This window comes from Actinokineospora sp. NBRC 105648, assembly GCF_030269645.1.
Taxonomy (GTDB): domain Bacteria; phylum Actinomycetota; class Actinomycetes; order Mycobacteriales; family Pseudonocardiaceae; genus Actinokineospora.
In genome coordinates this window covers 32,742-56,392 of sequence record NZ_BSTR01000030.1, presented here as the reverse complement: position 1 = coordinate 56,392, position 23,651 = coordinate 32,742, and the positions used below count along the sequence as shown (strand labels likewise).

The 23,651-nt window shown below is 70.8% G+C and carries 22 protein-coding genes; 14 read left to right on the top strand and 8 right to left on the bottom strand.

Going from position 1 to position 23,651, the window contains the following annotated elements:
* The first annotated feature begins 6 nt into the window (after positions 1 to 6).
* Entirely contained in the window at positions 7 to 1,056 is a 1,050-nt protein-coding gene (locus QSK30_RS23695) for a thiamine ABC transporter substrate-binding protein (protein WP_285505879.1), read from the top strand.
* Positions 1,020 to 2,633, top strand: coding sequence for an ABC transporter permease (locus tag QSK30_RS23690; protein WP_285505878.1), 1,614 nt, complete (start codon positions 1,020 to 1,022; stop codon positions 2,631 to 2,633). Before QSK30_RS23695 ends, QSK30_RS23690 begins: the two co-directional genes overlap by 37 nt.
* A 5-nt stretch (positions 2,634 to 2,638) precedes the next feature.
* On the opposite strand, the gene QSK30_RS23685 is transcribed toward QSK30_RS23690, so the two are convergent.
* Positions 2,639 to 3,136 (bottom strand): alpha/beta fold hydrolase, encoded by a 498-nt coding sequence (locus tag QSK30_RS23685; protein ID WP_285505876.1) that lies wholly within the window; start codon positions 3,134 to 3,136, stop codon positions 2,639 to 2,641.
* Between the two features lie 25 nt (positions 3,137 to 3,161).
* On the opposite strand from QSK30_RS23685, the gene QSK30_RS23680 reads away from it, so the two are divergent.
* The gene (locus QSK30_RS23680) at positions 3,162 to 4,163 is read left to right on the top strand and encodes an ABC transporter ATP-binding protein (protein WP_285505874.1); all 1,002 of its coding nucleotides are present in this window, start codon (positions 3,162 to 3,164) and stop codon (positions 4,161 to 4,163) included.
* 77 nt (positions 4,164 to 4,240) lie between these two features.
* Here QSK30_RS23680 and QSK30_RS23675 read toward each other — a convergent pair whose 3' ends face one another.
* Genes QSK30_RS23675 through QSK30_RS23665 form a run of 3 tightly spaced genes read right to left on the bottom strand, consistent with a single transcriptional unit; the run spans position 4,241 to position 7,190 of the window.
* The gene (locus QSK30_RS23675) at positions 4,241 to 5,113 is read right to left on the bottom strand and encodes an ABC transporter permease (protein WP_285505873.1); all 873 of its coding nucleotides are present in this window, start codon (positions 5,111 to 5,113) and stop codon (positions 4,241 to 4,243) included.
* The gene (locus QSK30_RS23670) at positions 5,110 to 6,120 is read right to left on the bottom strand and encodes an ABC transporter ATP-binding protein (RefSeq protein ID WP_285505871.1); all 1,011 of its coding nucleotides are present in this window, start codon (positions 6,118 to 6,120) and stop codon (positions 5,110 to 5,112) included. The genes QSK30_RS23675 and QSK30_RS23670 overlap by 4 nt, the downstream gene beginning before the upstream one ends.
* Positions 6,117 to 7,190, bottom strand: a complete 1,074-nt coding sequence (locus QSK30_RS23665; RefSeq protein WP_285505869.1) for a LolA family protein — start codon at positions 7,188 to 7,190, stop codon at positions 6,117 to 6,119. Before QSK30_RS23665 ends, QSK30_RS23670 begins: the two co-directional genes overlap by 4 nt.
* 132 nt (positions 7,191 to 7,322) lie before the next feature.
* Here QSK30_RS23665 and QSK30_RS23660 point away from each other — a divergent pair, with 132 nt between their 5' ends.
* Genes QSK30_RS23660 through QSK30_RS36980 form a run of 3 tightly spaced genes read left to right on the top strand, consistent with a single transcriptional unit; the run spans position 7,323 to position 10,060 of the window.
* Positions 7,323 to 8,057 carry a response regulator transcription factor gene (locus QSK30_RS23660; protein WP_285505868.1) on the top strand — a complete coding sequence of 245 codons (735 nt, stop codon included), beginning with the start codon at positions 7,323 to 7,325 and terminating at the stop codon, positions 8,055 to 8,057.
* Positions 8,054 to 9,403 (top strand): sensor histidine kinase, encoded by a 1,350-nt coding sequence (locus tag QSK30_RS23655; RefSeq protein ID WP_285505867.1) that lies wholly within the window; start codon positions 8,054 to 8,056, stop codon positions 9,401 to 9,403. The genes QSK30_RS23660 and QSK30_RS23655 overlap by 4 nt, the downstream gene beginning before the upstream one ends.
* Before the next feature lie 15 nt (positions 9,404 to 9,418).
* Positions 9,419 to 10,060 carry a (deoxy)nucleoside triphosphate pyrophosphohydrolase gene (locus QSK30_RS36980; protein WP_352231608.1) on the top strand — a complete coding sequence of 214 codons (642 nt, stop codon included), beginning with the start codon at positions 9,419 to 9,421 and terminating at the stop codon, positions 10,058 to 10,060.
* A gap of 291 nt (positions 10,061 to 10,351) precedes the next feature.
* Here QSK30_RS36980 and trpS read toward each other — a convergent pair whose 3' ends face one another.
* The gene (trpS, locus tag QSK30_RS23645; RefSeq protein ID WP_285505866.1) at positions 10,352 to 11,317 is read right to left on the bottom strand and encodes a tryptophan--tRNA ligase; all 966 of its coding nucleotides are present in this window, start codon (positions 11,315 to 11,317) and stop codon (positions 10,352 to 10,354) included.
* 159 nt (positions 11,318 to 11,476) lie between these two features.
* The gene (locus QSK30_RS23640) at positions 11,477 to 11,620 is read right to left on the bottom strand and encodes a hypothetical protein (protein WP_285505865.1); all 144 of its coding nucleotides are present in this window, start codon (positions 11,618 to 11,620) and stop codon (positions 11,477 to 11,479) included.
* A 202-nt stretch (positions 11,621 to 11,822) separates the two neighbouring features.
* On the opposite strand from QSK30_RS23640, the gene typA reads away from it, so the two are divergent.
* Positions 11,823 to 13,742, top strand: coding sequence for a translational GTPase TypA (gene typA / locus QSK30_RS23635; protein ID WP_285505864.1), 1,920 nt, complete (start codon positions 11,823 to 11,825; stop codon positions 13,740 to 13,742).
* A gap of 117 nt (positions 13,743 to 13,859) precedes the next feature.
* Here typA and QSK30_RS23630 read toward each other — a convergent pair whose 3' ends face one another.
* Both QSK30_RS23630 and QSK30_RS23625 read right to left on the bottom strand, forming a co-directional pair.
* Positions 13,860 to 14,153 (bottom strand): DUF397 domain-containing protein, encoded by a 294-nt coding sequence (locus tag QSK30_RS23630; protein WP_285505863.1) that lies wholly within the window; start codon positions 14,151 to 14,153, stop codon positions 13,860 to 13,862.
* Entirely contained in the window at positions 14,150 to 15,025 is an 876-nt protein-coding gene (locus QSK30_RS23625) for a helix-turn-helix domain-containing protein (protein WP_285505862.1), read from the bottom strand. Before QSK30_RS23625 ends, QSK30_RS23630 begins: the two co-directional genes overlap by 4 nt.
* 188 nt (positions 15,026 to 15,213) lie before the next feature.
* On the opposite strand from QSK30_RS23625, the gene QSK30_RS23620 reads away from it, so the two are divergent.
* The 7 genes from QSK30_RS23620 (at position 15,214) to QSK30_RS23590 (ending at position 23,600) form a co-directional block, all read left to right on the top strand.
* Positions 15,214 to 15,423: a hypothetical protein gene (locus QSK30_RS23620; protein ID WP_285505861.1), complete on the top strand. Its 210-nt coding sequence runs from the start codon at positions 15,214 to 15,216 to the stop codon at positions 15,421 to 15,423.
* 132 nt (positions 15,424 to 15,555) lie between these two features.
* Complete coding sequence (locus QSK30_RS23615) at positions 15,556 to 17,244, top strand: ABC transporter family substrate-binding protein (RefSeq protein ID WP_285505860.1); 1,689 nt, start codon at positions 15,556 to 15,558, stop codon at positions 17,242 to 17,244.
* Between the two features lie 240 nt (positions 17,245 to 17,484).
* Positions 17,485 to 19,296: an ABC transporter family substrate-binding protein gene (locus QSK30_RS23610; RefSeq protein ID WP_352231607.1), complete on the top strand. Its 1,812-nt coding sequence runs from the start codon at positions 17,485 to 17,487 to the stop codon at positions 19,294 to 19,296.
* A 165-nt stretch (positions 19,297 to 19,461) separates the two neighbouring features.
* Positions 19,462 to 20,460 (top strand): ABC transporter permease, encoded by a 999-nt coding sequence (locus tag QSK30_RS23605; RefSeq protein WP_285505859.1) that lies wholly within the window; start codon positions 19,462 to 19,464, stop codon positions 20,458 to 20,460.
* 16 nt (positions 20,461 to 20,476) lie between these two features.
* Positions 20,477 to 21,406, top strand: coding sequence for an ABC transporter permease (locus QSK30_RS23600; RefSeq protein ID WP_502871876.1), 930 nt, complete (start codon positions 20,477 to 20,479; stop codon positions 21,404 to 21,406).
* Positions 21,406 to 22,557, top strand: coding sequence for an ABC transporter ATP-binding protein (locus QSK30_RS23595; RefSeq protein WP_285505857.1), 1,152 nt, complete (start codon positions 21,406 to 21,408; stop codon positions 22,555 to 22,557). Before QSK30_RS23600 ends, QSK30_RS23595 begins: the two co-directional genes overlap by 1 nt.
* Positions 22,554 to 23,600, top strand: coding sequence for an ABC transporter ATP-binding protein (locus QSK30_RS23590; RefSeq protein ID WP_285505856.1), 1,047 nt, complete (start codon positions 22,554 to 22,556; stop codon positions 23,598 to 23,600). The genes QSK30_RS23595 and QSK30_RS23590 overlap by 4 nt, the downstream gene beginning before the upstream one ends.
* Positions 23,601 to 23,651 lie beyond the last annotated feature (51 nt).

The following is a 23,651-nucleotide window of genomic DNA, read 5'->3' as shown; positions in this document are numbered from 1 at the left end:
GATCTCATGCGCCGTATCGCGATCTTGGCCGGGGCCGCCGTGCTGGCCGCCGGGTGTTCGACCGGCGGTTCGGGCGGCGGTTCGGGCGAGGCGAAAACCGGGGAGCGCACCGTCGTCCTGGTGACCCACGACTCCTTCGACGCCGACGCCGCGGTGCTGGAGAAGTTCCGCGCCGACACCGGGATCAAGATCGATGTCCGGAAGAGCGGCGACGCGGGCGCGCTGACCAACCAGCTGGTGCTCACCAAGGGCGCCCCGCTCGGTGACGCGGCCTTCGGCGTCGACACCACCTTCGCCTCGCGCGCGCTCGACGAGGGCGTCTTCGCCGAGTACCGCAGCCCCGAGGCCGACAAGGGCCCGCAGCGCTACAGCGTCGACGACAAGAACCGCCTCTCCGCGGTCGACGTCGGCGACGTGTGCGTCAACGTCGACCCGGCCGCGCTCACCGCCAAGAACCTGCCGGTGCCCGCCAGCTTCGAGGACCTGGCCGACGCCAAGTACAAGGACCTGCTGGTGGTCGAGGACCCCGCGACGTCCTCGCCCGGGCTCGCGTTCGTGCTCGGCACGGTCGCGCACTACGGCAACCAGGGCTGGGTCAACTACTGGCAGCGCCTCAAGGCCAACGGCGTGAAGGTCGTCAGCGGCTGGGAGGAGGCCTACACCCAGGAGTTCTCGGGTTCCTCGGGCAAGGGCCCGCGGCCGATCGTGGTGTCCTACGCCTCCTCGCCCTCCGCCGAGATCGGCGACGACGGCAAGCCGCGCACCCAGGCGCTGCTCGACACCTGCTTCCGGCAGGTCGAGTACGCGGGCGTGCTCAACGGCGCCAAGAACACCGACGACGCCCGCAAGGTCGTCGACTTCCTGCTCTCGGAGCCCTTCCAGAAGCAGGTTCCGGAGAAGATGTACGTCTACCCGGCCCGCGAGGGCGTCGCGCTGCCGGACGCCTGGCAGAAGGCCGCCCCGCTGCCGCAGAGCCCGGCGACGCTGGCCGCGGGCGACATCCAGGCCAACCGGGAGCGGTGGATCACGCAGTGGCGCACGGCCGTCCGGGGCTGACCGGGGCACTGCTGGCGGCCCTGCCACCGCTGGGTTTCCTGGTCGTCTTCTTCCTCTGGCCGGTCGCCGCGATCATCCGGCTCGGCCTGCTGGGCGACGGGGTCGGCGCGGTGCTGGCCTCGGCGGACACCTGGGGCCTGGTCGGCTTCACCGTCGGCCAGGCGGCCGCGGCGACCGCCGTCGCGGTCGTCGCGGGTCTGCCGGTGGCGTTCCTGCTCGCCCGGACCTCGTTGCGCGGCAACGGTTTCATCCGCGCGGCGGTGCTGGTGCCGTTCGTGCTGCCGACGGTCGTGGTGGGGCTGGCGTTCCGGTCGCTGCTGCCCGAGGGTGGTGTGGTCGCGATCGTGCTGGCCAACGCGTTCTTCAACGTCGCGGTGGTCGCGCGGTCGGTCGCGGGCGTATGGTCGCATGTGGACAGACGAGCCGAGGACGCCGCGCGGGTGCTCGGCGCGTCACGGCTGCGGACGTTCCTGTCGGTGACCTTGCCGGTGCTGCGACCCGCGATCGGGTCGGCCGCGTCGGTGGTGTTCCTGTTCTGCGCCACCAGCTTCGGTGTGGTGCTGTTGCTCGGCGGCGGCGAGTACTCGACGCTGGAGACCGAGATCTACCTGCGCACCGTGCAGCTGCTCGACCTGCCCGGCGCGGCGGCGTTGTCGTTGCTCCAGGTCGCGGCGGTGTTCGCCGTCCTGGTGATCGGTGCGGTGACCCGCCGCAGACAGGCCGCCGCGCGGATGCGCGGCACCGCGGAGACGGCGCGCCGTCCGGTCGGTGGTGAGTGGGCCGTGGTTGCGGTTGCCTACGCCGTGGTGGCGCTGCTCTTGGTGCCGATCGCGGCGTTGGTGGTCCGCTCGCTGTCCACTGTGGATGGTTGGGGGCTGGCGGGTTACCGCGCGCTCGCGGGCACCGGCTACCGGGGCTCGTTGCAGGTATCGGGCTGGGAAGCGGCGGAGAACTCGCTCCGGGCGGCGACCGACGCGACGCTGCTCGCCTTGGTGCTGGGCGTCTTGGCCTCCGTCGCGTTGGTGTCACTGGCGCGGACCAAGGCAAGACCTGGGCTGGTCGACGCCCTGGACACAGCGTTCATGCTGCCCCTGGGTGTTTCCGCCGTCACGGTCGGCTTCGGCTACCTGATCACCCTCGACGCGCTGCCCGGCGACCTGCGCACCTCCGCCACCCTCGTGCCACTGGCCCAGGCGCTCGTGGTCACACCGCTGGTGATCCGCATGCTGCTACCCGTCCTGCGCTCGATCGACGACCGCCTCCGCCAAGCCGCGGCGACCCTGGGCGCCTCGCCGTGGCGGGTCTGGCGGGAGATCGACATCCCGCTCGCGGGCCGGTCGCTGCTGGCCGCGGCGGCCTTCGGCTACGTGGTGGCCCTCGGCGAGTTCGGCGCCACCAGCTTCCTCGCCCGCCCGGACTCGGCCACCCTGCCGGTGGTCATCGGCAGGCTCGTCGCCCGCCCCGGCGAGCTGAACAACCAGATGGCCTACGCCGCGTGCACGCTGCTGATGCTGGTGACCATCGCCGTCGTGGCGCTGATCGAACGGCTGCGCGTCGCCTCGGTGGGGGAGTTCTGATGCGGCTAGCCGACCCGCGCCAGGAACGACTCGACGGCGGTCGCCACCGTGCCGAGCACCCCGGCCGACAGGCCGAGCGGGCCGGGCACCAGCAGGCTGTGGTCAGCCTCGGGGATCTCCAGCACGTCCGGGGTCAGGGACTCGGCGAGCAGGCTGTCCCACAGCTTGTCCGCGGTGCCGCCGACCAGCAGGAACGGCGCGGTGGCCGCGCGCAGGGCGCTGGCGACAGCGGGATCGGTGAGCACCGGGGTCAGCCACACGGCGGGCAGCGACAGCTCAGCGGCCAGCGGCGCGGCGAAACTGCCCAGCGACTTGCCGATCAGCACCGGCCGGTCGGCGCCGATCACCTCCCGGACCACCGCGACCACCTGCTCGGACGTCGTCCCCTCGGGCCAGGTCACGGCCCGCACCTCGGCGCCGTGCCTGCGGGCGGCCTCGCCCGCGTAGGCGAGCAGGGGACCGGTGGCCGGGTACGCACGCCCGGGAAGCAGCACAGTCAGCACAGCACCCAGTATCCAAGGAGCGGCCATGCTGGCTGTTGACGGGCTCACCGTGCGCTACCGCGGGGTGACCGCGGTGTCCGATGTGGACATCCAGGTCGCCGACGGCGAGGTGGTCGCGCTGCTCGGGCCCTCGGGCTGCGGCAAGTCGACCCTGCTGCGCGCGGTCGCGGGCCTGGAGCGACCGGACGCGGGCACGGTGTCCTGGGACGGGCGCGACCTGGGCGACGTGCCGGTGCACAAGCGCGGTTTCGGCCTGGTGTTCCAGGACGGGCAGCTCTTCCCGCACCGGGACGTGCGGGGCAACGTGGCCTTCGGGCTGCGGATGGCGGGCAAGCCGCTCGACCGGGTCGACGAGCTGTTGTCCCTGGTGGGGCTCGCGGGCTACGGCGCCCGGCGGGTCACCGAGCTCTCCGGCGGTGAGCAGCAGCGGGTGGCGTTGGCCCGCGCGCTGGCGCCCAATCCCCGGTTGCTGCTGCTGGACGAGCCACTGTCCGCTTTGGACCGCGCGCTGCGCGAGCAGTTGGCCGTGGACCTGTCCCGGGTGCTGCGCGCGTCCGGGGCCACCGCGCTGGTGGTGACCCACGACCACGACGAGGCGTTCACGCTGGCCGATCGCGTGGCGATCATGTCGGCGGGCAGGATCGTGCAGGTGGGGCGCCCGGAGGAGGTCTGGCGGCGGCCGGTGGACGCCGAGACGGCCCACTTCCTGGGGGCGAGTCTTGTTGTACCGGCCGCGGTGGCCGACGGGGTGGTGACCACGGAGTTCGGTGTCGCCGCACTGCCCTGGGCGCCGGAAGGAGACGTGGTCTTGGCCTTGCGGCCCACCGCGTTGGTCGTCGGGGAGGGGCCGGTGCGCGGGACGGTGGTGGCGCGGGTGCACCGACGGGACCACGTGCGGTTGAGCGTCGAGGTGGACTCCCGAACGGTGGACGCGGTGTCCGGCGTCGGAGACGCACCCGTTGTGGGGGCTGGGGTTTCGCTTCGACTAGACCCCGCTGGCATCGCGGTGGTCGGTCCCACCCCCTGAAACGCCACAACGCCCCCCGACGGCCGTCGGGGGGCGTTGTGCGGATCGGCGGACCTCCCCCAGCCCGCCGACCTGGCTCAGCCGTCCCTGGTCAGGGTGCGGGCCAGCGCGATCGAGTAGCCGATGACCAGGTAGCAGGCGGCCCGCAGTACCCCGTTCACCAACGGGTCCCAGGAGAGCGGGTCCTGGATGACATCGGCCACCGACTCCCAGCTGGTGGTGATCAGCGCGGGCTGCAGCCAGTCCAGCGCCGGGATCACGCTCAGCACGCCGGAGACGATCACCAGGCCGAGTGCGACCACCACGACGATCAGCGGGTGCTCGGTGTAGGCCGAGACCGCCAGCGCGATCGCCGCGAGCGCCCAGATCTGGATCGTCACCAGCAGGACGGTCAGCCCCACCCGGCCCAGTCCATCCACAAAGGACAGCGAGGTGCCGGACGAGGTCAGCATGCCGTCGCCGCCCAGCAGCGCGGTGCCGGTGATGATGCCGGTGACCGCCATCAGCGTCACCGCGATCAGGCTGACCGTGGCCACCCCGAACGCCTTCACCGCCAGCAGCCTGGCCCGGCCGACCGGGGCCATCAGCAGCCCGCGCAGGGTGCCGTGCGAGGCCTCGCCCGCCAGCGCGTCGGCGGCCAGCATCGCCCCGGTGAGCGGGAGCAGCATGTTCAGCGCCACCACCAGCGCGAAGATCGGCAGCAGCAGCCCGTTGCCCGCGACCAGCGCGGCGATGCCCTCGCCGATCGGCTGGCCGTCCGACGAGCTGGTCGCGATCGCGATGCCGATGCCGATGACCACCGGCACCAGGCCCAGCAGGCCCAGGCCGATCAGCGTGCGCGGGCGGCGCAGGACCATCCGCAGCTCCGAGCGCAGCAGCCGGGTCAGCGGCGCGCGCCGGGGGCGGGATGACGTGGTGGTGGTCGCGGGCAGGTCCGCCGTGGTGGTCATCGGGCTTCCTCGGGGATCAGGGTGTCGAGGTCGGGCAGCTCGGTGACCGCGCTGTCCTCGGTGAGCCGGGCGAACAGGTCCTCCAGGCCGGTGCGCTGCCTGCGCACCTCGTGCACCGGCACCCCGGCGCGCACCAGGACCTCCACCACGGCGGGTGCGGTGCTGGCGGTCAGGTCGACCAGCAGGCCGTCGGGCACCGGGCGGGCCGGGATCCGGCGCTCGCGCAGCGCGTCCAGGCCCAGCGTGGTCTCCGGCGTGCTGACCAGCAGGTTCGCCGAACCCGCCTCCAGCAGCGCGGCCAGCTCGCCCTGGGCGACGACGTTGCCCTGGTTGAGCACCGCCACGTGCGTGCAGGTGGCCTCGACCTCGGCCAGCAGGTGGGACGACACCAGGACGGTGGTGCCCGCCGCGTGCAGGTCGGCGATGACGGTGCGGACCTCGCGGGTGCCCGCCGGGTCCAGGCCGTTGGTCGGCTCGTCGAGCACGACGAAGCGGCGGGGCACCAGCAGCGCGGACGCCAGCCCGAGCCGCTGCTTCATCCCCAGCGAGTACCCCCGGTACCGCCGGTTCGCCGCCTTGGTGAGCCCGACCCGTTCGATCGCCTCACCCACGGCTGTCGTGATCGCCGAGGTGGCCAGCAGCGGCTCGGCCGCGGCGAAGCGCATCAGGTTCTCCCGGCCGGAGAGGAACGGGTGGAACCCCGGTCCCTCCACCAGCGCGCCCACGTCGGGCAGCGCCAGCGCCGCGCCGTCGGGCATCTTGTGGCCGAGCAGCTCGACCTCGCCCGCGGTGGGCGTGACCAGGCCGAGCAGCATCCGGATGGTGGTGGTCTTGCCGGATCCGTTGGGGCCGAGCATCCCCAGCACCGAGCCCATCGGCACCTCGAGGTCCACGTTGTCCACCGCGACCGTGCCCCGGTAGACCTTGCGCAGACCCCGCGTGCGGGCCGCGGGCGGGGCGGTCGCGGCTGAGGCCGCGACCGCCCGCTGCTCGGAGAACCCGGTCACTTCTGCCCGAGCGCGTCGACGAGCACCTGCTGCGGCACCGCGCCGACGGCGACCCGGCCGTCGGTGGTGACCAGTGCGGTGCCCACGTTCGTCGAGATGGCGTAGCCGGTGCCGAACGGTCCGCTGACCGGCTTGCCCAGCTGCTTGAGCACGCTGGTGATGTCGACCCCGCCGCGACCCTGGCCCTGCGGGATCTGCTGGTCGAGCGCGCCCGCCGGGATCTTGCCGGTCAGCACGGTGTCCCAGCCCTCGCCGACGACCTTGAGGTCCAGCGCGGCGAACAGGTCGTCGCGCTGCTTCTCGGTCGGCTTGTCGCCGACCTCGGGCTCGGTCACCTTCGCCCCGGCGGGCGGGGTGAAGCTGAACAGCGACGCGTCCTGCGCGCCGGTGCTGAACTCGGTGAAGCCGAGCTTGAGCGCGGGCTCGGACTGGCCGTTGGCCAGCACCTCGACCTGCAGCGGCAGCCGGGTGGCCTCGTCCACCGACACCCGGACCTCGCGCAGCAGCGTGCGCTCGGTGGGCTTGGGGGTCAGCACCAGCTGGTAGACCGGGCGGTTGGCCACCCGGGCCGTGCCGTCGACGGTCACCACGCTGTCCTGCTTGATCGCCTCGATGAAGGTGCGCGAGGCGGTGGCCGGGTCGGCCAGCTTGTCCTCGACCGACTCGTGCTCGGCGCCGCCGGTGTACTTGACCACCGAGCGGTCGGCGGAGTTCCAGAACCAGGTGGTCCCGTTGTCGTGCACGATCGTGCGCTCGCCCGCGGTGCCCTGGCCCAGTGAGAGCCGGGCGCGGCCGGTGCCGTCGCTGTAGACCCGGGCGAAGGCCTCCTTGCCCGAGCTCTGCGGCAGGCCGGGCACCGGCAGGCCGAGGTTGTTCTGCAGCGCCACCGCGCCGGAGAGCGCCGGGACCTTGCTGTCCAGCACCGACTGGACCAGCGCCTCGGAGCTGATCGGCGGCAGTGCGGGCGGCGGCTCGTTGGCCCCCGCCGGACTCGCGATCAGGACCAGCCCGACCACCCCGGTGGCCGTCCCCGCCGCTGCGACGGCCAGTGCCGTCCGCTTCCTGTTCATTGTTCTCCCCTGTGTCACCGTCGTCGTTCCCGCACCGAGAACACTGCTCCCCACGACCTGAGATGGCGCTGAGAGCGGCGCCGCTGCTGAGAGTCGGCTGAGAGTGACCCCCACGGGACTGCCGGTGGCGCCATGATGGCACTCGTGAAGCCTCGGGTGCTGGTGGTCGACGACGAGCTCGGCGTGCGCCGGGCACTGCAGCGCGGGCTGACCGCCGAGGGGATGGACGTCGTGGTCGCCGGTGACGGGCCCAGCGCCCTGCGCATCGCGCTGACCGGCACCTTCGACGTGATCCTGCTCGACATCATGCTGCCCGGCCTGTCCGGCTACCGGGTGCTGGAGCGGCTGCGCGGCGAGGGTGTGCGCACCCCGGTGCTGCTGGTCTCGGCCAAGGACGGCGAGGTCGACCAGGCCGACGGCCTGGACCTGGGCGCCGACGGCTACCTGGTCAAGCCGTTCTCGTTCGTGGTGCTGGTGGCCCAGGTGCGCGCCGTGCTGCGCCGGGGCGCCGACGAGGGCAGCGGCAGGCGGCTGCGGCTCGGTCAGCTGGTGGTCGACCGGGGGACCCGCGAGGTGAGCTTCGGCGGGGTGCCGGTGGCGCTGAGCCCGCGCGAGTTCGCGGTGCTGGACACCCTCGCGGGCCGTGCGGGCGCGGTGGTCACCAAGGACGAGCTGCTGCGCGCGGTGTGGGGCGACGAGCAGGCGGCGACGCGCAACGCCGTCGAGGTCTACGTCGGCTACCTGCGGCGCAAGCTCGACGCGGCCGGCGCCGACGGGATCGTGCGCACCGTGCGGGGGCACGGGTACCTGGCGTCGACCAACGAGATAGACGCCGCGCTCGACCCGGCGGGCGTGCCACCGAGGTGATCCGACCGCGCGGCCTCTGGCTGCGGCGCACGATGCGCTTCCGGATCACCACGATCGCCACCGCCGTGACGCTCGCGGTGCTGCTCGGCATCGCCCTGCTCAGCAGCCGGATGATCGCGGGCCTGCTGGTCCAGTCCGCCGACGACGAGCTGGGCCCGGCCCTCTCCGCCGCGACGGCGCAGGTCACCCGGGGTGTGGTGACCGTGTCCGGCTCACCGAACATCCAGGTGCACGTCCTCGACACGGCGGGCGCCCCAGTCGACGGCGGCCTAGCGCCGCAACTCGCGCCCGCTGACGTGCGGGTCCTGAAGGCGGGCACGCCGGTGCTGCGGGTCGGGGACTCACCACCCGCGCGCTGGCAGGGCACGGTGGTCACCGCCCCGGACGGCTCCCAGCGGCTCGTGGTCGTCGGAACCGGTTTGGCCGGTTACACCGCCGCCCAGGGCCACGCCCTGCGCTGGCTCCTGGTCGCGGCGGGCATCGCCGCGCTGGCGGCGGCCCTGGCCACTTACCTGGCCGTCCGCTCGGCCCTGCGCCCGGTCGAGCGCATGCGCACCGCCGCCGCCCAACTCGGCGCGGGCAAGCGCCTGCCGCTGCCGGAGTCCCACGACGAGCTCCGCTCGCTGGCGGGCGCCCTCAACGCCCTGCTGGCCCGCCGCGACGAGGCCGCCGACCGGCTGCGCCGGTTCACCGGCGACGCCGCCCACGAACTGCGCTCGCCGGTCGCCTCGATCCGGGTGCAGGCCGAGGTCGCCGTCGCCCACCCCGACCCGGACCTGGCCCAGGAGGTCCTCACCGACGTCATGCGCGAGTCGGAGCGGTTGTCCGCCCTGGTGGACGGCCTGCTGACGCTCGCGAGGTCGGACGCCGGAGAGCTGCCGACCGCCGAACCGGTCGACCTCAGCGCCGCCGCCGTGGACGCCGCCGCCCGCTGCCCCGACGACGGCCCGGCGGTCGTGGTGCACGCCCCGGCGGGCTCGTGCTGGGTGCTGGCCGCACCGTCCGAAGTGGACTTGGTGCTGGACAACCTGCTGCGCAACGCCTTCCGGCACACCAGGACCCGGGTGACGGTCACGGTCCTGGCGGGCGGCACCGTCGGCAGGCTCGTGGTCGACGACGACGGCGACGGCATCCCCGCCGAACACCGCGCCAAGGTCTTCGACCGGTTCTACCGGGTCCAGGACGACCGGGCCCGCAGCAGCGGCGGCACCGGCCTGGGCCTGGCCCTGGTCGCCGAGGTGGTCCGCCGCCGGGGCGGCACGGTCCGCGTCGGCGAGTCCCCCGAGGGCGGCGCCCGCCTCCTGGTCGCCTGGCGCACCACGGCGACACCGTCGAGCCTGACCTGAGGCAGGATCCTCCCCGTGATCCCCGCCCCACCACGCGCCGTCACGGCTGCCCTGGTCGAGTCCGCTGTCCTGGGCGTCGACGCCCCCTGCCCACTGCTGGCCATCGGCGACGAGACGTCCTGGGGCATCGTCACCTCAGCGGACGAACACGGTCTGCACATCGGCGACCTGACGATCACTGCCACCCCTCAGGGCCTGGAAACCCTGGTGACCTGCACCGGCCCAGTCCCACCAGGACTCCTGGAACGCCTCGACAAGCGCGCGACCCAACTCGCCAAGGCCCGAGTGGTCGTAGCAGCGGCGATAGTCCGGGACGGCAAGGTACTGGCCCAGGAACGCGCCTATCCGACGGAGGCGGCAGGCCTGTGGGAACTCCCCGGCGGCCGGGTGGAACCGGGGGAGTCCGATGTGGACGCGGTAGCCAGGGAGTGCCAGGAAGAACTCGGCTGCACGGTCATCGCCAAGGAACCAGTCGGTCCGGACGTCCCGCTCTCCGACCACATGGTCCTGCGCACCTACACCGCCACCCTCACCGCAGGCGAACCGGAGGCCAACGACCACCGAACCACCCGCTGGCTGGAGAACGACGCCCTGTCCACAGTCCCGTGGCTCCCAGCAGACCGCATCCTGCTACCCCACCTGAGCAGGATTCTCTAAACGGCCAGGGCTGTTAAGGAAGAGAAAAGCAGTCGCAGTGCAGATAGCGCTGGAAGTGCTGGATTGGGTGAACCTGTTTTGTCTGGGGAGAAAAGAGGCGCTAGCCTAGTCCGGCGGTGGGTATCCCTTTCCCACCCGCCCTACCCACCGCGCCTCTTTTCTTAGGGGTCCCAGACAAAACAGGTTCACCCAATCCAGCCCCGCCCACCCAACCCAGCCAAAGCCGAAGACGAAGCCGAAGCCGAAGACGAAGCCGAAGCCGAAGACGAAGCCGAAGCCGAAGACGTCACCTCACCCCACCCCGGCCATCCGCAGCGCAGAAGCCAACGTGTGCTCAGACCGAGACCGCGCCAACGCGGCCCCAGCAGCACGAACAGCGTCCAGCTCCGCAGGGTCAGCCAGCAACGACAGCGCCCGCGCTCGCAACGGCCGAAGCTCCTCAATCAAAGCCTCCGCCACCGCCTCTTTCACCGCCCCATAAGAATCAAAGGACTCCGCCAGCTCCACCGGCGACTTCCCCGTGCACCCGGCCAATATCTCCAACAGGTTCGCCAATCCAGGCTGCTCCGCAACCCGGTATTCCAACCGGGCATCCCCGTCCGTCACCGCCGACCGGATCTTCCGCCGAACCAGATCCGGATCGTCCAAGACGAACACTGTCCCGGCCGCCCCTTGAGTCGACTTCGACATCTTTCGCGAGGGATCCGAAAGGTCCATCACCCGCGACGCCATCGGTGCCACCACCGCCCGGGGCACCGCGAACACCTCGCCGTAGGTCGAGTTGAACCGCCGGGCCAGGCTCCTGGCCAGTTCCACGTGCTGGGTCTGGTCGTGGCCGACCGGCACCTCGGTCGCCCGCTGCAGCAGGATGTCCGCCGCCATCAGCACCGGGTAGGTCAGCAGCCCGAGCCGGACCACGCCCTGGCCCTCGGCCTTCTGCTTGAACTGGGTCATCCGGGACGCCTCGCCGAACGAGCAGGCGCACTCCAGCAACCAGCTCAGCGCCCCCAGTTCGCGTACGAGGTCGGACTGGACGAACACACGGTCCGGGGCGATGCCCGCGGCGACCAGCACGGCCAGCAGCTCGCGGGAGAGCTTGCGGAGTCTGGTGGGGTTGTAGGAGACCGTCATCGCGTGCAGGTCGCTGACGAAGTACAGGTCCCCCGGGCCGCCCTCGCGCGCCCAGCGCCGGATGGCGCCGAGGTGGTTGCCGATGTGGGCGTGGCCGGACGGGGTGATGGCCGACAGACGGGTCATCGCTGGTGTGCTCCTGGGTTCGGGGCCGCCGTCCCCGGACACAGTGCAGGCCGCCCGGGGTGGGGCGGCCTGTGGACGCGCTACGTCAGGACCGCCGGTCGGCGGCCCACCACTGGGTGACGTTGCGGGTAAGCATCACGGCGAACGGTAGCGCACCGGTCAGGCCGCCTTCAATCGTTTGAAGGCCAGCACCGGGCACTTGCCGCAGAGCGGCTTGGACTTGCAGCACTTCTTCTTGACCTTGCCCTTCTTCATCAGCCGCTGGACCGCCTCGGCAGGTGTCCGCTTCCCCTTGCCGCCCATGCCACCCCGTCCCGCGATCCGGCTGATGAATATTGGACTTAGGGAGGTTAACCTCGCCGAATACCCTGCGTGGTGCTGGTCACACGATGGGTCCAGGTATCCTGAACGAGCCATCAGCAGCGCTTGAGCTGCAATGGGCGCCCCACAGCGTCGACTCCGCCGGGCTGCCCTCACCGACAGAGAAGGAACCGGGAGCACGCGCGTGCCCACAGCGACCGCCACCGCCGAGCAGGCCACGACCCAGCTACGCCGCAACGACCTGCGCAATGTTGCCATCGTCGCGCACGTCGACCACGGCAAGACCACCCTGGTCGACGCCATGCTGCGCCAGTCAGGGGCGTTCGCCGCCCGCGCCGAGCTCGTCGACCGGGTCATGGACTCCGGTGAGCTCGAGCGCGAAAAGGGCATCACCATCCTGGCCAAGAACACCGCCGTCCGCAGGCAGACCCCGGACGGCCCGATCGTCATCAACGTCGTCGACACCCCCGGCCACGCCGACTTCGGCGGCGAGGTCGAGCGCGGCCTGTCCATGGTCGACGGCGTGCTGCTGCTGGTCGACGCCAGCGAGGGCCCGCTCCCGCAGACCCGGTTCGTGCTGCGCAAGGCGCTCGCCTCCGGCCTGCCGGTCGTCCTCGTGGTCAACAAGGTCGACCGCCCGGACGCCCGGATCGCCGAGGTCGTCGAGGAGACCCACGACCTGCTGCTCGACCTGGCCTCCGAGCTCGACGACCTGGACGAGTCGGTGCTCGACCTGCCGGTCGTCTACGCCTCCGCGCGCGCCGGCCGGGCCAGCCTGAACCAGCCCGAGGACGGCGGCCTGCCGGACAGCGAGAACCTCGACCCGCTGTTCGACCTGCTGATGGAGAAGGTCCCGGCGCCGCTGGCCGACGCCTCGGCCCCGCTCGGCGCCCTGGTCACCAACCTCGACGCGTCCAGCTTCCTGGGCCGCATCGCGCTCTGCCGCATCCACACCGGCCGCATCCGCAAGGGCCAGACCGTGGCCTGGATGCGCGAGGACGGCACGGTGTCCAACGTCCGGATCACCGAGCTGCTGGTCACCGAGGCCCTCGACCGCGTCCCCGCCGAGGAGGCGAGCGCGGGCGAGCTGGTCGCCATCGCAGGCATCCCGGAGATCACCATCGGCGACACGCTGGCCGACCTGGAGAATCCGGTCGCGCTGCCCCGGCTCACCGTGGACGAGCCCGCGATCTCGATGACCGTCGGCGTCAACACCGGCCCGCTCGCCGGCCGCAACGGCGGCACGAAGCTGACCGCGCGGATGCTCAAGGGCCGCCTGGACAGCGAGCTGGTCGGCAACGTCAGCGTGCGGGTGCTGCCCACCGAGCGCCCGGACGCCTGGGAGGTGCAGGGCCGCGGTGAGCTGGCGCTGGCCATCCTGGTCGAGCAGATGCGCCGCGAGGGCTTCGAGCTGACCGTCGGCAAGCCCGAGGTCGTCACCCGGCACATCGACGGCAAGCTGTGCGAGCCGTTCGAGCGGCTGACCGTCGACGCCCCGGAGGAGTTCCTCGGCGCGATCACCCAGCTGCTCGCGGGCCGCAAGGGCCGCCTGGAGCACATGGGCGGGCACGGCAGCGGCCGGATCAAGGTCGAGTACATCGTCCCGTCGCGCGGCCTGATCGGCTTCCGCACGGACTTCCTGACCGAGACCCGCGGCACCGGCATCGCCAACGCGATCTTCGAGGGCTACCACCCGTGGGCGGGCGAGATCCGCGGCAGGCACACCGGTTCCCTGGTCGCCGACCGCACCGGTCCGGTCACCGCGTACGCGCTGACCCAGCTGGCCGACCGCGGCACGTTCTTCGTCGACCCGGGCGCGGACGTCTACGAGGGCATGGTCGTGGGCGAGAACCCGCGCGCCGAGGACCTGGACGTGAACGTCACCAAGGAGAAGAAGCTCACGAACATGCGGTCCTCCTCGGCCGACGTGTTCGAGACGCTGGCCAGGCCGCGCAAGCTGAGCCTGGAAGAGGCCCTGGAGTTCTGCGCCAACGACGAGTGCGTCGAGGTGGCCCCGGAGGTCGTCCGGGTCCGCAAGGTGATCCTGGACGCGACCACCCGCGGCCGCCAGCGCTCCCGCGACAAGGCCCGCGACCAGAAGTGAGCTTGAGCTGAACTGAGCTCGAGCTGCACTGGGCTTGAGCTGAACTGAGCTGTGATGGATGGGGCACCGGCCGCGGCCGGTGCCCCATCCGTGTTGCAGGGGTGTTCCAGCGGGCGTTCAGCGGGTGATGGCGGCCATCAGCTGGGACCAGGCGGTGGGGGAGACCGAGAAGCGGGGCCCCGGGTTCTTGGAGTCCCGCACCGCGATGGTGCTCTCGGAGAAGCGCACCTCAACGCAGTCGTCATTGGCGGCACCACTGAAGCTGCTCTTGACCCACCCAACCTCAACGCAGTTGTCGTTGGCGGCACCGCTGAAGGTGCTCTTGGTCCAGCGCACCTCAACGCAGTTGTCGTTGGCCCCGCCACTGAAACTGCTCTTGAACCAGCCGGTATCCCGGGGACCCCTTGTCATGTGCCGAACCCTTCCAGTCGTGCGGCGATCATCGCCAGAGATTCATCTTGAGGCAGAGCGAGGTTGCTGAGTCGATCGAAGGCGCGGGCCATCCGAGCGGTGTCTTCTGGCGTGTCGAGGTAGGTCGAGGGGCCGTAGAGCACCGGCAGGAAGCCGATCGGCCGGATCAGTTCGCCAAAACCGAACAACGCGAGCGCGCCATTCTGCGCAGGGTTGTCCCACGTGGGTGTTGGCACGATCCTGACCTCAAGGTGGGCGAACCGGTTGGCTAGATCGAGCATGTGCAGGCACTGGGTCCACATGACCCGCCGCGTGCCGACCGGCGCGTTGAAGGTGTCCTCGGTGAAGAACAGGCGCACCGTCTTGTGCTCCGCCGACTCGTAGACGTGGCTCTGCCTGCTGAGTCGGAACGCGGCCCGGTTAGTCCGGACGTGATCGTCGAGTGGGTCCTGCCAGATGCCCTCGGTGGCCTTGATCAGGGCCTCCGCGTAGTCCGCGCTCTGGATGAGCGCGGGGAAGACGCCGTTCTCGTACGACTGGATGGTGGTGGCCTTGGCTTCCAGGTAGGCGACGCGGCGCCAGGACTCCGGGCCGAGGTCGGTGTAGGGGTCGCCGGTCGGTGGTTTGCGGGCCTCGGCGCCCAGTGCCTCGAGCTCGCGCAGGCGCTCGCCGCCCGCGCCCAGGAAGGTCGCCACCGAGGTCAGCTCCTCGGCGGTGAGCGTGGCCCGGCCCTCCAGCAGGGTCATCACCCGCTGTCTGGACTTGCCGATGTGGGCCGCCACCACCTCCAGGGAGTGCCCGGAGTCCGCCCGCAGCTGCCGCAGGGCCTCCCCGAGGAACACCCGCGGCATGGTCGCCACGCCCTTGCCCATGCGCGCTCGCCTCCTGAGTTCAGCCGAGTTCCCTCGATCGGGGGACTACTCGGCAGGGATACATGTAAGTCAGAATCTATGACCTACAGGTACCCATTCATTCTTGCTTGCGGTGACAGATTAGTCACTGGGTGGGGTTGGGTGCGCGAAGTTGTCCACAGGGGCTTGACAAGGGTTGGGAGCGAACCATGGCCAGTGACAATCTGCAGGTCGGAGCATGGGTGAACGTCCGCGATGGGGCGTCCGTGCGCGTTCGGAAGGTAGACGACGACAGCGCGGACCTCGAGGTGTTCTTCGACGGGGCCGGTGCCCACGACCTCCTCACCATGCTCTTCTCCCGCGAGGCCCTCACCGAGTTCGTCGAGCTCTGCCAAGCCGAGCTCGCCACCCACCCCTGAACGGGGGAGCAGGATCACACGGGCCGTGTCCGGAACCTTCGGTACGGCCCGTGCGTCATGCGGTTGGGTGTGTCAAACCAGTGCCGCCCGCTCTGACAGCATGTGCCAACCGAATCGCCTGGGGAGGTGTGCGTGAAGGCAAGGCTGGGATGCGCCCTACTCGCGGTCGCCGTCCTCACCGGCTGCACCAACGCCCCGCCGCCACCCCTGGTGACCACGGAGGTCGCCCGGACCGAGTCCACCCGCCCGATGGACCTCGGTGAGGCCGTCGTCGGCGTGGACAGCGTCCTGGGCGGCTACAACCCGCACAAGCTCGCCGACCAGTCGACCATCACCACCGCGCTCGCCGAGGTCCTGCTGCCCTCGGTCTTCCGGCCCGCGCCCGACGGCACCCCCGCGCTCGACCGCACCCTGATGGTCTCCGCCGAGGTCACCAACGCCGAGCCCTACACCGTCACCTACCGGATCCGCCCCGAGGCGTCCTGGTCCGACGGCGCCCCCATCGCCGCCGAGGACTTCGTCTACCTCTGGGAGCAGCTGCGCCAGGAGCCCGGCGTCCTCGACGGCCCCGGCTACCGGCTGATCTCCAAGATCTCCGCCCGCGAGGCGGGCCGGGTCGTCGAGGTGAACTTCAGCAAGCCCTACCCCGGGTGGCGCTCGCTGTTCGCCGACCTGCTGCCCGCGCACCTGCTCAAGGACATCCCCGGCGGCTGGGCCAGCGTCCTGAAGGAGACCTTCCCGGTCACCGGCGGCCCGTTCTCGGTCAAGGGGCTCGACCGCGACCGCGGCGAGGTCGTCCTGGAGCGCAACGACCGCTACTGGGCCGCCCCCGTCCCGCTGGACCGGATCATCCTGCGCCGCGGCGACGCCGACGGCATCGCCGGTGCCCTGCGCTCCGGCCACAACCAGCTCGCGCTCACCGCGCCCGACTCGACCGGTCTCACCGCCCTGACCGCGCTCGGGCAGACGACCACCACCAAGACCGTGCCGCGCCCCACCGTGGCCACCGTCCTGCTGCGCCCGGTCGGCACCGCGATGACCGACCCGCGCATCCGCTCCGCGGTCGCGGCCCTGGTCGACCGGGACTCGCTGGTCAAGGCGGGTACCGGCGGCGGTCCCGGCGCGACGCTGCCCGCCAACGCGCAGGTCCTGGCGCCGAGCGCGCCGGGGTACGCGCCGTCCGCGCCCTCGGGCGTCACGCCGAACCTGCCGCTCGCCGAGAACCTGCTCACCCAGGCCGGCTACACCCGGCCCAACGGCAGCTGGCAGCTCGCCGACGTCCCGCTCAACCTCGTCATCGCCGCCCCCGCGGGCCGCACCGCCTACCTCGAGATGGCCCGCGAGCTGCAGCGCCAGCTCTCCGCGGGGGGCGTGCAGTCGCGCCTGCTCACCCCGGCCGCCGACGAGCTGTTCACCTCGCTGCTCGCGCCCCGCCCGCCCGACGCCGCCGCCCCGGCCGAGCAGATCGACCTGGTGGTCGCCCCCGAGCCCGCCGCGGGCGACCCGGCCACGGTGCTGGCCAGTCGCTTCGGCTGCGCCCAGGAGACCACCGACGGGGCGGTCACCACCGCGGCCAACCCGCTGGGGTTCTGCGACCAGTCGGTCCAGCAGTCGATCGACGCCGCGCTCACCGGGCAGTCCGCGTTCGCCGACGCGCTGACCTCGGTCGAGCCCGCGCTGTGGGGCAAGGCGGTGGCGATCCCGCTCTACCAGGAGGCCGACACCCTGGTGGTGCGGCGCGAGATGTCCGGTGTGTCCGTCGGGCCGCCGTGGGCGGGGCCGTTCGCCGGGGCCACCCAGTGGCGGCGGATGGCCGGGTGAGCTGGATCACTCTCCGTTAGCGATCATCACCGTCGAGTACCTGCTGGTAACAGTCGCGTTGCTTGTGGCTGCCTGCTTGTCACCCTTTGGTCACGATCGACCTGTCAGAGGTGACCGGGACGCCGCTTCGTTCCTAGCGTGCCCACCTAGTGCGCCACCCAACGGTCGTTGGGGGCGTGATGGGTAACGGGTGCAGTCCCAGCCGGATCGGCTGCGGCACGCCCTGTGCTAGGAGGGCACGTGTCAATTAAGAAGAGCTCACTGACGGCAATCGCGGCAATCGCCGGGATGTCGCTCGTGCTGAGCGCCTGTGGCGGCTCCACTGGCGACGGCGGCGGCGGCAGCACGGGTGCCAAGGAGCCCACCGGCGACATCGCGGCCATGGCGATCGCGAAGGGCGAATCGGGCGACAACTACACCTCGCCCGAGGTGACCCAGTCGAACGACACCTTCGTGGTGTCCACCGACAACCCCTTCACCGCGTACAACAACCAGACCTCGGACGCGAACAACTCGTACAACACGTTCGCGCTCGGCCAGGTGCTCTCGGGCGCCTACAAGCTCGACGGCAACAACAAGGTCCTGCTCAACAAGGACGTGATGGACTCCGTCGAGGTGACCAGCAAGTCCCCGCAGGTCGTCACCTGGAACATCAAGCAGGGCATCTCCTGGTCCGACGGCGAGCCGTGGGACTGCGACGACTTCTACCTGGACTGGCTCAGCTCCACCGGCAAGGCCAAGGGCGCCGACGGCAAGGACCTGTTCACCGCCGCGAGCACCACCGGCTACGAGCTCATCGACAAGGTCGAGTGCAAGACCCCGACCCAGGTCGTGACCACCTTCGGCACGCCGTACCCGGACTACAAGGGCCTCTTCGGCGTCTCCAGCGACGTGCTCCCCGCGCACATCCTGGAGAAGGAGACCGGGGTCGCCGACGTCACCAAGCTGACGCCGACCGGTGGTGACCAGGCCGCGCTGGCCAAGGTCGCCGAGTTCTGGAAGACCAAGTGGAACGGCTTCGACGCGAAGCTGATGCCGTCCTCGGCCCAGTACCAGCTCACCGCGTTCGAGCAGAACAACTCGGTGACCCTGGAGCGCAACCCGAAGTGGGCGGGCAAGCCCGGCGGCCCGGCCAAGATCGTGCTGCGCGGCATCTCCGACCAGGTTGCCCAGGCCCAGGCGCTGGAGAACGGCGAGGTCCAGGTCAACTCGATGGCCCAGCCCGACGCCAACGCCGCCGAGCGGCTGCGCGGCCTGTCCTCGCAGGGCGTGACCTTCGGTGCCTCCAACGGCCTGTCCTACGAGCACCTCGACCTGAACTTCAAGAACAAGTTCCTCTCCGACGCCGCGGTCCGCAAGGCGTTCATGCAGTGCGTGAACCGCGACGAGCTCGCCGACAAGCTGATCCGGCCGGTGCTCGACACGGCCAAGCCGCTCGGCTCGCTGGTGTTCTTCCAGGCCGAAGAGGGCTACAACGACAACTACGTCCAGTACAAGGGCGACGCCGCCGAGGCCAAGAAGACCCTCGAGGGCGCCGGCTACACCATCGGTGGCGACGGGTTCGCGACCAAGGGCGGTGCCAAGCTGACCATCAAGATCAGCCACACCGACATCCCGCGGCGCAAGCAGACCGTCGAGCTCATCCAGTCGCAGTGCAAGGGCGCGGGCATCGAGATCGTCGACGACACCGACCCGAACTTCCTCGACACCCGGGTGAGCCAGGGCGACTACGACATCGCGCTGTTCGCCTGGTCCTCGGCGCCGTTCAAGTCCAGCCAGCAGTCGATCTACTCGACCGGTGGCGGCCAGAACTGGTCGAACTACGGCAACCCGAAGGTCGACGCGGCCTACAAGGACGCGGTCAGCAACCTCGACGAGGCGGCGGCCCGCAAGTCCTTCCAGGAGGCCGACAAGCTGATGGCTGAGGACAACTACTCGCTGCCGCTCTACCAGCTGCCCAACATGTGGGCGTTCAAGGGCATCGACAAGGTCTTCTTCCAGTCCTACAACGGCGCACTCTGGAACGCCAACGAGTGGGTCAAGACCTCTTGATCGGCCCTGCCGCGCCAGGCGGCTGACTGGTCGACAAGCGAAGGGGCCGGACCAGGAGTCCGGCCCCTTCGCTTGGGTACCTGAGCACGCCGGAGGCACACTGGCGGGATCAGGGAACACCGCGCCGCCCACCAGGCAGCCTGGGACCCCACCGAGGAGCTCTTCGTGATTCGCTACATCATTCGACGGCTGCTGATCTCGATACCGATCCTGCTGATCGGCAGCATCGCCGCGTTCTTCCTCGTCGCCGCCGCGGGCAACCCGATCGGCGAGCTGCGGGCCAAGCCGGGCGTGACCGCCCAGCAGATCCGCGACCTGGAGATCAGCCTGGGGCTGGACCAGCCCATCATCGTCCGGTACTGGAAGTGGCTGGTCGACTTCCTGCAGGGCGACTGGGGCCAGAGCATCGCGCTCGGCCAGGCCAAGGTGGACATCTTCGACTCGGTCATGCGGGCGCTGTGGATCACCGCCCGGCTGGTCGTCGGCGCCGAGCTGCTGGCCATCGTGCTGGGCGTCTCGGTCGGCGTGCTGGCCGCGGTCAAGCAGTACTCGATCTTCGACTACCTGGCCACCTCGACGGCCTTCCTGATGTTCTCGATGCCCATCGTGTGCGTCGCGGTCATCCTCAAGACCTACGGCATCAAGTTCAACAACCTGCTCGAGAGCATGGGCCTGGACCGGTGGCTGAGCACCGTGAGCCCGGCCGCGGGCGGGTTCAAGGGCTCCTTCGGCGAGCAGGTGTTCCAGTACACCGGGACCTACCTGCTCCCGACGTTGAGCCTCACCCTGATCAGCTTCGCCGCCTACAGCCGCTTCCAGCGCGCCTCGATGCTGGAGACGCTGAACTCCGACTACGTGCGCACCGCGCGGGCCAAGGGCATCTCGCAGCGGCGGGTCATCTTCCGGCACGCGTTCCGCAACGCGCTGATCCCGGTGAGCACGCTGTTCTCGATCAACGCCGCGGCGCTGTTCTCCGGGGCGATCATCACCGAGACGGTCTTCGGCTGGAAGGGCATGGGCAACCTGCTGGTGCAGTCCATCCGCACCTTCGACCCGTACATGCTGATGGGCTGGCTGATGGTCACCGCCTCGCTGGTCGTCGTGTTCAACCTGGTGGCCGACATCATGTACGGCTTCCTCGACCCGAGGATCCGCCTTGCCTAGCGACCCGTCCCCCGTACTGAACCCGCTGCAGCCCACCGGGCTGCCCGCCGCGGGATCCCCCACCGTCGCCAAGGGCAGCGAGTTCGACGCCACCAAGGCCCGCAAGCAGAGCACGCTGATCCTGCGCCGGTTCTTCCGGCACCGGCTCGCCGTCGCCGCGCTGGTCGTGTTCCTGCTGATCTGCGCGTTCGGCTTCCTCGGCCCGCTGTTCTGGACCGTCTCGGTCGAGGACACCCGCAGCCGCGGCTACCTGCCGCCGAGCGGGGCGCACCCGCTGGGCACCATCCAGACCGGCAAGGACATGCTCGCCCAGCTCATCGTGGGCACCCGCCTGTCGGTGCAGATCGCGCTGGTCGTGGCCCTGGGCTCGACCCTGGTCGGGGTCGTGCTGGGCGCGCTCGCGGGCTACCTGCGCGGCGCGGTGGACAGCGTGATCAGCCGGTTCACCGACCTGATGCTGATCATCCCGCAGATCGCGGTGGCCGCCATCCTGGTCCGCGCGCTCAGCGGCAGCTGGTACACCGTGGCGTTCATCCTCGCCGCGTTCGCCTGGATGACCATCGCCCGGATCACCCGCGGCGAGACGCTCTCGCTGGCCCAGCGCGAGTTCATCGAGGCTGCCCGGGCCGCGGGCGCCAAGACCCGGTGGATCATCTTCCGGCACCTGGTGCCCAACATGGTCGGCACGATCACCGTGAACACCACGCTCGCGGTGGCCACCGCGGTGCTCTCGGAGGCCGCGCTCTCGTTCATCGGGCTCGGCGTGCAGTCGCCGGACACCTCGCTCGGGTTGATCATCAACGAGAACTACTCGCAGATCACCAACCGGCCGTGGCTGTTCTGGGGCCCGTTCGTGATCATCGTGCTGCTCTCGCTCGCGGTGAACTTCATCGGTGACGGCCTGCGCGACGCGTTCGACCCGAGGCAGACGAAGGTGCGTGCCTGATGAGCAGTGCGATCCAGCAGCGGCCCGTGCGCACCGACGCCGTGCTCTCGGTCGAGAACCTCTCGGTGACCTTCCCGACCGACGACGGCAACGTGCGCGCCGTCCGCGAGGTCTCCTACGTCCTGCGCCCGCGCGAGGTGCTCGGCATCGTCGGCGAGTCCGGCTCCGGCAAGTCGGTGTCCTCGATGGCGGTGATGGGCCTGCTGCCCGGCAGCGCCAAGGTCACCGGCTCGATCCGCTACCGCGACCGCGAGCTCGTCGGGCTGTCCTACAAGGACATGATGTCGGTGCGCAACAACGGCGTGGCGATGATCTTCCAGGACCCGATGACCTCGCTGAACCCGGTCTACACGATCGGTTGGCAGCTCTCCGAGGCCTACCGGGCGCACCACGCCGTCTCCAAGAAGGCGGCCTGGGCCAAGGCGATCGAGGCCCTCGAGCTGGTCGGCATCCCGCAGCCCGACCGGCGCGCCTCGCAGTACCCGCACGAGTTCTCCGGCGGCATGCGGCAGCGGGTGGTGATCGCGATGGCGATCATCAACGACCCGGACGTGATCATCGCCGACGAGCCGACCACCGCGCTCGACGTCACCGTGCAGGCGCAGATCCTGGAGACCCTGCTGACCATCCGCGACGAGACCGACGCGGGGATCATCATGATCACCCACGACCTCGGCGTGGTGGCGGGCATGGTCGACCGGGTGCAGGTCATGTACGGCGGCACCGTGGTCGAGTCCGGCCCGGTCGAGGAGGTCTTCGACCACCCCCGGATGCCCTACACCGTCGGCCTGCTCGGCTCGCTGCCCAACCCGGCCAGCCTGGGCAAGCGGCTCACCCCGATCACCGGGACGCCGCCGTCGCTGATCAACCTGCCGACCGGCTGCGCGTTCTCCCCGCGCTGCCCGCTGGTGGTCGACCAGTGCCGCACCGCGGAGCCGCCGCTGCTGGCCGCCGAGCGCGGCGACCACACCACCCGGTGCCACCGCTGGCAGCACCTGGCCGGTCTGCGCAGGCCGCAGTCGCTGTTCGAGCACGAGGAGATCGGCGTCATCGAGAACCCGGCCGCGCTGGTCGAGGCGGACCCGGACATGCCGGTCGCCGCCGACGCGCACACGGTCGAGCTGCGTGTGCAGGAAGGCCCCCACTCATGACGAACACCCACACCGCGCCCGAGCCGGGGCGGCACGCCGCCCCCGAGCGGGACGTCCCGCTGCTCGCCGTGGAGGAGCTGGTCAAGGAGTTCCCGGTGCGCGGCGGCGGGATCATCCCGCGGACCGTCGGGCAGGTCCAGGCGGTGTCCGGGGTCAGCTTCGAGCTGCGCCGCGGCGAGACGCTCGGCCTGGTCGGCGAGTCCGGCTGCGGCAAGTCCACCACCGGCCGGGCCATCCTGCAGCTGCACAAGCCCACCTCGGGCTCGGTGCGGTTCGAGGGCCGCGAGCTGACCAAGCTCTCGGCGAACCAGATGCGCCCGCTGCGGCGCGACCTGCAGATCGTCTTCCAGGACCCGTACGCCTCGCTCGACCCGCGCTGGCAGGTCAACGACGTGGTCGCCGAGCCGCTGCGGATCCACGGCGTCGGCGAGAACGACAAGGCCGTGCAGCACCGGGTCGACCAGCTGCTGGAGCTGGTCGGGCTCAACCCCGAGCACCGCAACCGCTACCCGCACGAGTTCTCCGGCGGTCAGCGCCAGCGCATCGGCATCGCCCGGGCGCTCGCGCTGGACCCGAAGATGATCGTGCTCGACGAGCCGGTGTCCGCGCTGGACGTCTCGGTGCAGGCGGGCGTGGTCAACCTGCTCGAGGAGCTGCAGCAGCGGCTGGGTCTGGCGTACCTGTTCGTCGCGCACGACCTGTCGGTGGTGCGGCACATCTCGCACCGGGTCGCGGTGATGTACCTGGGCAAGATCGTCGAGATCGGCGAGCGGGAGGCCATCTACAACCGGCCCAGCCACCCGTACACCCAGGCGCTGCTGTCCGCGGTGCCGGTGCCCGACCCGCGGCAGGAGCGGCAGCGCAAGCGCATCGTGCTGACCGGCGACGTGCCCAGCCCGGTGTCCCCGCCGTCGGGGTGCCGGTTCCGCACGCGGTGCTGGAAGGCGCAGGAGATCTGCGCGGTGCAGGAGCCCCCGCTGGTGCGCCACGGCGCGACGGCCTCGGCGTGCCACTTCGCCGAGGAGCGCAGCGTTCTGCCGTAAAGGTGTGATCCGCGTCGTAGTAGGGTTCGTCCGCCAGGGGCCCGTGCCCCG

Excerpts from the sequence above, each read along its gene's own strand:
- QSK30_RS23675 (WP_285505873.1), bottom strand. The coding sequence starts at position 5,113 with ATGACCACCACGGCGGACCTGCCCGCGACCACCACCACGTCATCCCGC.
- QSK30_RS23680 (WP_285505874.1), top strand. The coding sequence starts at position 3,162 with ATGCTGGCTGTTGACGGGCTCACCGTGCGCTACCGCGGGGTGACCGCG.
- QSK30_RS23620 (WP_285505861.1), top strand. The coding sequence starts at position 15,214 with ATGGCCAGTGACAATCTGCAGGTCGGAGCATGGGTGAACGTCCGCGAT.
- QSK30_RS23595 (WP_285505857.1), top strand. The coding sequence starts at position 21,406 with ATGAGCAGTGCGATCCAGCAGCGGCCCGTGCGCACCGACGCCGTGCTC.
- trpS (WP_285505866.1), bottom strand. The coding sequence starts at position 11,317 with ATGACCCGTCTGTCGGCCATCACCCCGTCCGGCCACGCCCACATCGGC.
- QSK30_RS23640 (WP_285505865.1), bottom strand. The coding sequence starts at position 11,620 with ATGGGCGGCAAGGGGAAGCGGACACCTGCCGAGGCGGTCCAGCGGCTG.
- QSK30_RS23630 (WP_285505863.1), bottom strand. The coding sequence starts at position 14,153 with ATGACAAGGGGTCCCCGGGATACCGGCTGGTTCAAGAGCAGTTTCAGT.
- QSK30_RS23625 (WP_285505862.1), bottom strand. The coding sequence starts at position 15,025 with ATGGGCAAGGGCGTGGCGACCATGCCGCGGGTGTTCCTCGGGGAGGCC.
- QSK30_RS23590 (WP_285505856.1), top strand. The coding sequence starts at position 22,554 with ATGACGAACACCCACACCGCGCCCGAGCCGGGGCGGCACGCCGCCCCC.
- QSK30_RS23665 (WP_285505869.1), bottom strand. The coding sequence starts at position 7,190 with ATGAACAGGAAGCGGACGGCACTGGCCGTCGCAGCGGCGGGGACGGCC.
- QSK30_RS23660 (WP_285505868.1), top strand. The coding sequence starts at position 7,323 with ATGATGGCACTCGTGAAGCCTCGGGTGCTGGTGGTCGACGACGAGCTC.
- QSK30_RS23695 (WP_285505879.1), top strand. The coding sequence starts at position 7 with ATGCGCCGTATCGCGATCTTGGCCGGGGCCGCCGTGCTGGCCGCCGGG.